Source organism: Phyllobacterium brassicacearum (assembly GCF_003010955.1).
In the GTDB taxonomy this organism is placed as follows: Bacteria; Pseudomonadota; Alphaproteobacteria; order Rhizobiales; family Rhizobiaceae; genus Phyllobacterium; species Phyllobacterium brassicacearum.
The window spans coordinates 1-7,690 of record NZ_PGGO01000048.1; the positions used below are offsets into that span (position 1 = coordinate 1).

The 7,690-nt window shown below is 58.6% G+C and carries 7 protein-coding genes and 1 pseudogene; 2 read left to right on the forward strand and 6 right to left on the reverse strand.

Translation table 11 applies throughout. The features are described 5' to 3' along the window. Nucleotides 1–507 precede the first annotated feature (507 nt). The 4 genes from otnK to CU102_RS27940 form a co-directional block, all read right to left on the reverse strand. Nucleotides 508–1,788, reverse strand: coding sequence for a 3-oxo-tetronate kinase (gene otnK / locus CU102_RS27925; protein ID WP_106714308.1), 1,281 nt, complete (start codon nucleotides 1,786–1,788; stop codon nucleotides 508–510). 3 nt (nucleotides 1,789–1,791) lie between these two features. Continuing rightward, on the reverse strand, nucleotides 1,792–2,568 hold the full coding sequence (gene otnI, locus CU102_RS27930; protein WP_106714302.1) for a 2-oxo-tetronate isomerase: 777 nt from the start codon (nucleotides 2,566–2,568) through the stop codon (nucleotides 1,792–1,794). A gap of 28 nt (nucleotides 2,569–2,596) precedes the next feature. Then, complete coding sequence (gene ltnD, locus CU102_RS27935; protein WP_106714303.1) at nucleotides 2,597–3,526, reverse strand: L-threonate dehydrogenase; 930 nt, start codon at nucleotides 3,524–3,526, stop codon at nucleotides 2,597–2,599. A gap of 74 nt (nucleotides 3,527–3,600) precedes the next feature. Continuing rightward, the gene (locus CU102_RS27940; RefSeq protein ID WP_106714304.1) at nucleotides 3,601–4,917 is read right to left on the reverse strand and encodes an MFS transporter; all 1,317 of its coding nucleotides are present in this window, start codon (nucleotides 4,915–4,917) and stop codon (nucleotides 3,601–3,603) included. Between the two features lie 259 nt (nucleotides 4,918–5,176). On the opposite strand from CU102_RS27940, the gene CU102_RS27945 reads away from it, so the two are divergent. Together CU102_RS27945 and otnC are read left to right on the forward strand one after the other, a co-directional pair. Further along, on the forward strand, nucleotides 5,177–6,175 hold the full coding sequence (locus tag CU102_RS27945; RefSeq protein WP_106714305.1) for a LacI family DNA-binding transcriptional regulator: 999 nt from the start codon (nucleotides 5,177–5,179) through the stop codon (nucleotides 6,173–6,175). 16 nt (nucleotides 6,176–6,191) lie between these two features. Beyond that, on the forward strand, nucleotides 6,192–6,851 hold the full coding sequence (otnC, locus tag CU102_RS27950; RefSeq protein ID WP_106714306.1) for a 3-oxo-tetronate 4-phosphate decarboxylase: 660 nt from the start codon (nucleotides 6,192–6,194) through the stop codon (nucleotides 6,849–6,851). A 29-nt stretch (nucleotides 6,852–6,880) separates the two neighbouring features. On the opposite strand, the gene CU102_RS27955 is transcribed toward otnC, so the two are convergent. Together CU102_RS27955 and CU102_RS27960 are read right to left on the reverse strand one after the other, a co-directional pair. After that, nucleotides 6,881–7,165, reverse strand: a complete 285-nt coding sequence (locus CU102_RS27955) for a hypothetical protein (protein WP_106714307.1) — start codon at nucleotides 7,163–7,165, stop codon at nucleotides 6,881–6,883. Between the two features lie 16 nt (nucleotides 7,166–7,181). Continuing rightward, nucleotides 7,182–7,690, reverse strand: a pseudogene (locus CU102_RS27960) (KUP/HAK/KT family potassium transporter); the annotation flags it as partial.

The following is a 7,690-nucleotide window of genomic DNA, read 5'->3' on the forward strand; positions in this document are numbered from 1 at the left end:
CTCACGAAGATCATTGGAATAGGGTCGCGTCATGGATGCTGGCCTCCAATCCCAGCATCCATGATGAATCACATATCAACTGATTTGGGAATCCCGGTGCGATTCCGACAAGCAATGATCCGCTCTAGCTGTCATTTACGACTTGAACGCCAACATGGAACGGAGGCGTCTTTTGATACGGCGGTGATGCTGTTGTTCAGGTGTTTGCTCGAGCGGATGGTAATGCGTCGGTCGCGCTCTATTCCCTGGTCCTTTAATTGGCTCTCGGTATCACATTGAACGATCGCCATCGATTGGTCTACTGACGCCTTCGCCGCCGGCCAGCGCCAAGGGATAATGCCTCGTTTGCCGGCTTATTGTACATCACAGACAATATGTCGCCACTAAAAATCTGCCGTTAGAGGATGTTGCAATTGGGCGGGGTCCATATATGTCCACAGAAGAGTTTTGGTGACACGCCCCTGAAGTTTCCACAACATGCACGGCTATTAGGTACGATTCATTCGGTCAGTGCATCATGGCCAGCGCGGCTGCGAAGAAATCCCCACCGCCGAAGTTGCCCGATTTTAACGCCAGGAGCATATCGCCTTGTACGTTGCCGATCGTTCGCAGCACCGGCACTCCTGGCGCGATCTCGGGGCCGATCAAGAAGGCCGGAATGCCAAGCCTGTCGACGGCCGCGCCAGAAGTCTCGCCGCCGGCAATGACCATGCGCCGCACGCCTCGCGCGACCAGTTCCGCTGCAATGGAAGAGGTTGCGCTCTCGATTGCATGACCAGACGCGTCGCGGCCGTATCGTGATTGAAGTTGGGAGACCATTTCGGGAGCCGCACTGGCCGCGATAACGATGGGGCCCGCTGAAATTCGATCGCCGGCCCAGGAGATTGCCGCGTTTATTTCCTCCGAACCAGCGAGAAGCCGTTCGGGATCGAGCCGCAGCACGGGCATTGACTGTTCGGCAATGGCGAGTTGTTGCAGCGTTGCCTTGGAGCAACTGCCGGCAACAATGGCGGCCAAACCACCAACCGGACGAATGGCATCGGCCGTGGCTCCGGTCCGTAATGGCACTTGACCAGAGCGGACGAGAGCCCTGGCGAGACCGAGGCCCAACCCCGAAGCCCCCGTCGAAACCCATGTCTGGAGGGCGACCGTACCCAACGTTTCGAGGTCGCGTTCAAAAATCGCGTCAGCAATCGCGGCGGTGACACCCGTGGCGCGCAAAGTCTCGAGCCTGGTCTTCACGGCTTCCGGGCCATCCGAGACCGTCGAGAGGCCAACCAGTCCGACGGCGCCACGTGATTGCCTAGCCATAACGCGCACGAGATTGGCGTCGTGCATCGGATTTAGGGGGTGATCCTTAAGCGGACTTTCGTTCAGCAGTTGTTCGCCAACGAATAGGTGGCCGAGATAAACTGTACGGCCCGTTTCCGGAAAGGCGGGAGTTACCAGCACCACGCTGTCGGCGCTGCCACCGCTCAATGCATTGGTGACCGGGCCTATATTGCCGGTATCGGTGGAATCGAAAGTCGAGCAGATCTTGTAAAGTACGTGGATTGCGCCCCGCTTGCGCAGCCACCCGTCAGCCGCTGTCGCCGCCGCCACGGCCTCGGCTGCAGCGACCGAGCGGATCTTCAGCGAGACGACGACCGCATCCACGTCCGGCAGCGCCAGTGACGGATCGGGAATACCAACCGTCTGCACCGTGCGCAGGCCGTTTTTCATCAGCGTGTTGGCGAGATCTGATGCCCCTGTATAGTCATCGGCGATCGATCCGAGCAGTATGGCCATCATCTAGCTCCTTGCAAAAGGTTTGAACCAGTCCAGGCCGTCGAGTGTGCCGCCGCGCGGATTGTATTCGCAACCAACGAAACTGTCATAGCCAATCCGGTCCAGCTCATCGAACAGGTAGGGGTAATTCAATTCTTCGCCGTCGGGTTCTTGGCGTGACGGGACGCTGGCGATCTGGATATGGCCGATTACAGGCAGCAGCTGGCGCAGGGCCATGGCCACATCGCCATGCATGATCTGGCGATGATAAATATCAAACTGGAGTTTCAGGTTTGGCAGGCTGAGCTTCGCGATGAGCTTTTCAGCTATATTGAAATCATTCAGGTAATAGCCCGGCATGTTGCGTCCGTTAATGGGCTCGAGCACCAGGTCGATCCCCTCTTCGGCAAGCCGCCCGGCAGTGTAGACCACGGAGCGTTGGTAACACGACGCTGCCTCTTCGTCATGAGGATTGGCAAGGCCAGCCATCAGGTGTAACCGCTTTACACCGGTCGCCGCAGCGTAATCGAGCGCTCGTTCCACGTCCGATTTCAGTGCATCGAACCGTCCGGGGAGAGCCGCAATACCGCGCTCGCCCGCGGTCCAATCCCCCGGCGGCAGATTGAACAGCGCCTGCTGCAGGTTGTTGCGAACGAGCCGTTCAGCGATTGCGTCCGGGGGGACTTCGTAGGGAAAGAGGTACTCGACGGCGGCAAACCCGGCATCCGCTGCGGCGCTGAAGCGGTCAAGGAACGGCCACTCGTTAAACATCATCGTCAGGTTGGCGGCGAACATCGGCATTTTAGCTCTCCTCCTATCGGCTCTGCGGTTAGCCGTTCACGCCCGGCAGCTTCGCACCCGAAAGCTGGGCATAAAGCCGTGCGAGAGAGGAATCGTCGTCGCGACCCATGCCCGCGCCCGAAGCGGCCAGATACATCTGCAAGGCTGCCGCGACGAGCGGTACCGGATAGCGCTCCGAACGGGCCATATCCTGGACGATGCCAAGATCCTTGACGAAAATCTCGATCGCGCTGAGGGGGGTGTAGTCCCCGGCCAGCACATGCCGCACCCGGTTCTCGAACATCCAGGAGTTGCCGGCCGACGCCGTGATCACCTCGTATACCTTATCGAGATCGAGCCCCTGCTTGGCAGCGAAGGTTATGGCCTCGCACGCGGCGGCGATGTGGACCCCGGCAAGAAGCTGGTTGATCATCTTGAACGCCGCACCGGTTCCGGCTGCATCGCCGAGCTCGTAGACCTTGCCGGCCATGGCATCAAGGGCCGGACGGGCCGCGTCGAATGCCTGCTTCGAGCCGGATGCCATGATCGTCAAATCGCCGTTCACCGCCTTTGTCGCTCCGCCCGAAATCGGTGCATCGAGATAATGAAAGCCGAGAGCCTCGGCACGCTGTGACAGATCACAGGCGACAGCAGGATCCATGGTTGCCGACGATATGAAGACGGCCTTGGACTTCATTGCTTCTGCGACGCCGTGGGTCCCGAAAAGCACGGCCTCAGTCTGTGCACTATTAACGACCACAGAGACGACGATGTCGGCGTTTTTCGCAGCGTTGGCGGGCGTGGCAGCGCCGCGACCGCCAACTGCGACGAAGCGATCAATCGCCGCGGATGAAATGTCATATCCGACAACGTCGAGACCAGCGCGTTTCATCGACCGGGCCATCCCGAGTCCCATGGAGCCAAGGCCGATCACGGCCGCCACAACGGTACGTCCCGGATTTTCAGTGAGCGATGGCATGACGATATTCTCCAGTCTGGTAAGGGAAGGGTGCGATACCCTCCGGGCGCCGACGACCCGGAGGGTTTGGTAGTTTAACGATTGACGGTTTTCGCAGGTACTGCAAGCACGGCCAGCGAGCCGACAATGAGAGCCACGGCAAGAAGATACATACCGGCACTGTTACTTCCGGTGAAGTCCTTCAGATAGCCCACCAGGAATGGTCCAAGGAAGCCGGCTAGGTTGCCGACGGAGTTGATCCAGGCGATACCGGCTGCGGCACCCGTACCAGCGAGGAAAGCCGTTGGGAGCGACCAGAAGAGCGGTGCGCAACTGATTGCACCTGCTGCAGCCAGCGAGAGGCAGGCGATGGCGACCGGCGTACTCGTTGCCATCGTTGCCGCGACAAAACCGCCGGCGGCGATCAGGGCAGGGATGACCAGATGCCATCGCCGTTCGCGCAGCCTGTCGGCAGAACGTCCGAGCGCCAGCATGGCAACGAAGGTGCAGATGTAGGGGATTGCAGAAATGAGGCCGATATTCAGGTTTCCGGCCACGCCCGTCGCCTTCACGATGGTTGGCATCCAGAAATTCAGGCCATACTGCCCGAGCACGAAGCAGAAATAGATAAGGCACATCAGCCAGACGCGGCGGTCGGTCAGTGTTGCGCCTATGCTGTGCGGGCTCGATGCCTTGGCCCGGTTTTCGGCGCTGATATTTGCCGTCAGCACGTCTTTCTCGGCATCATCCAGCCATTTCGCGGTGCGGATCGAGTCGTCGAGATAGAAAAAGGTGACAATGCCGAAAACGATGGCTGGAATGGCTTCGATCAGGAACATCCACTGCCAGCCGGAAAGACCGTGCGTCCCGTGGAAGCCATCCATAAGCAGGCCCGATAGCGGATTGCCGAAGATGGCCGAAATCGGGATGGCGGACATGAATGTGGCGATGATCTTGGCGCGGCGGTGCGCCGGGTACCACGAGGTCAGATAGAGAATGATCCCGGGGAAAAATCCCGCTTCTGCAACACCCAGCAGGAATCGCAGGACATAGAATGTGGTTTCTGATGTTGTGAACATGAAGGCGGCAGAGATGACACCCCATGTTACCATGATGCGGGCTATCCATATACGCGCACCGACTTTGTTCATGATGATGTTGCTGGGCACCTCGAACAGAAAATATCCGATAAAGAAGATGCCAGCGCCAACGCCGTAGGCTGCTTCCGACAGGCCAAGTTCGCTTGACATCTGCAGCTTTGCGAAACCGACATTGACGCGGTCGAGATAGGCGACCACGTAGCACAACATCAAAAATGGCACGATTCTCCAAAATACCTTGCTATAGGCGCGGTCTTCCACCGCTTGGATCGGGTGCACGCCAACGGTTGGCGCCTGCGTTTGCAGCGTCATGATTTCCTCCTCCAATAGGGTTGCCGGGGGGCCCAGTAATTTTCCCCGTGGCGCGTCCGACCAATAATGGTAGCGCTACCATTTTCTATAATCCATTTTGGCAGCGCTGCCAACATGAAATTGGTAGCGCTGCCAAAAAAACTTGATTATTGAGAAGAGAGCCGTGAAAATGATGGCTGCATAGTCGGCAGCGCCCACCGCCCTTCGGATGTTGCCAACCGCCGACGCGTACTGCCGAGTGCAGGGTTCAAGAGGGAATATGGTTTTCAAATACCAGGCGGCAGTGACGCTTGCGCAGGTTGCCGAGGCGGCCGGAGTCGGGGAAAGTACGGTTTCACGCGTTCTGCGAAACCATGGTTCGTTTTCCGGCAAGACAAGGGACCGTGTGATGGCGGCGGTCGAACGGTTGGGCTATGTGCCCAACAGGATAGCGGGAACGCTGGCATCCGCTGGGTCGCGTCTTGTCGCGTTTGTCATCCCCTCGCTTTCCAATATCGTTTTTGCCGATGTGCTTCGGGGTGCAGGCGGCACACTGGAAGAGAACCAGCACCAAGCCGTTTTCGCCGTGACCGACTACGACCCGGAAAGGGAAGAAGCGCTTGTCGCCTCAATGTTGGCCTGGCGTCCGACGGCAGTCATGCTGGCAGGCTACGAACATACCGAGGGTACGGTCAAGATGCTGCGCGCCGCCAGCTGCCGGGTTGTGGAATTGCTTGATGTGGATGGCGTTGCTCTGGATCTGGCTGTCGGCTTCTCCAACCGTGCGGCCGGTCGCGAAAGCGCACATTTTATGCTGAAGCGGGGTTATCGCCGGATTGGCTATGTCGGTCACGATCTGGACCGCGATACACGCGCTGGCAAACGGTATTCCAGCTTCCGCGAGACGCTGAGTTCGGATCGCATGCCGCTTGTCGACCAGGAGATTCACGCCGGGGCGTCGTCTGTCGAAATTGGACGTTTAGGGCTGGAGCGATTGCTGGCGAGAAGCCCTGATCTCGATGCTGTCTATTTTTCAAACGACGACATGGCGCTGGGTGGCTATTTTCATTGTTTGGCGCGGGGAATTTCAATTCCCTCGCAGCTGGCCATCTTTGGCTATAACGGCCTCGATATTGGCCGGGTAACGCCACAACCCCTCTCGACCATACGTACGCCGCGCGTCGCGATAGGGCAGGTGGCAGCGCAACTCGTTGTGGCGAACGCGCCGCCACAGGTTGTCGATCTCGGCTTTCAGTTGATCGAAGGAGCAACAGCGTGACACCGGAGGGGTTCTAATGTCTGAGACGCGCCTGCGTGAGGAAATCTGCCGATACGGTCGGTCCCTGTTTGAGCGGGGACTGACACCCGGTTCGTCGGGCAACATATCGTTGCGACTGGATGATGGCGGCTGGCTGGTGACACCCACGAACGCTTCTCTCGGATTCCTTGATCCGGCCCGTCTCTCTCGGCTCGATGCCACAGGAAGGCTGCTGTCAGGAGACAAACCGACCAAGGAAATTCCGCTTCACTCAGCGCTTTACGAAACACGCGAAAGCGCTCGCGCAATCGTCCACCTTCATTCCACGAACGCAGTTGCCCTGACCATGCTGCCTGAGATTGACCCGCGAGCCGCACTTCCGCCAATGACGCCCTATTACCTCATGCGCGCCGGCCAAACCGCTCTCGTGCCCTACTACCGGCCCGGGGATCCGGCCGTGACTGATGCTATTCGCGGACTTGCGGGCAAGTATTCGTCCGTACTGCTGGCCAATCACGGCCCAGTTGTAGCGGGCGACAGCCTTGAAGCCGCGGTTTTTGCAACCGAGGAACTGGAAGAGACGGCGAAGCTTTATCTGATTTTGCGAAATCTCAACCCGCGCTACCTTAGTCCGGCACAGGTGGCGGATCTGGTCACGACGTTCGGCCTCCAACTGCCATTTCACGATCACAAGTAAGCCATTTGGGCAACGAGCATGTGGATTGGTCACTGAAGCCGAAAGCGATGACTTGGCGAGCTTCCAGCGAAATCTCGGCCACGCTTGAAGCTTGCCATCGCAGGGGTAAAAGCCTCGACTGCAAGCGCGACGATCGGGCCAACCCTCGGCATCGTCTGCAACCGTCGCGTCGTATCCGTTTCGGCCGCCACTTCCTTGATCCTCCTGGTTTTGGTCTGGATACGCACTGTCTTCTCGCCGATTTGCGCCAGAAGATCCCGGCATTCCTCGCGGACCAGGCCTGGCAAGTCGCTGCCTGGTTCATCGAGAAGCACCTCGATGCTCCTGAGGTGGACGATGCCCTGCGGGATTGTGTGGCGCCAGCACGAATGCGCCCTGGCCGAGATAATTCAATAGCAGCGATGGAAAGACAATCCACATCCATGCCGTCGCGATTGGCCGGCGACCAAAATGGCCGAGATCCGCATAGAGCGCTTCTGCCCCTGTTACGGCAAGAAACACGGTGCCGATCGTTGCAAACGCGGTCCCCGGATTGCGCACAACATAATCAAACCCGTAATAGGGATTAACCGGGGCCAGGATGCTGAGGTCATCGAACAAATGCCAGAGACCGAAAAATCCGATAGCCAGAAACCAGAGCAGGGTGATTGGCCCGAAAACGATGGCCATGCGCGCCGTGCCAAAACGTTGCACGGCAAACAGTGTCAACAAAATCACGAGTGTGATGGGGACAATATAGGGCCCAAGCGCCGGCGCAACGACCTCGAGGCCTTCGACCGCCGACAGTACGGAAATCGCAGGCGTGATGACGGCGTCCCCATAAAACAGTGACGCGCCAA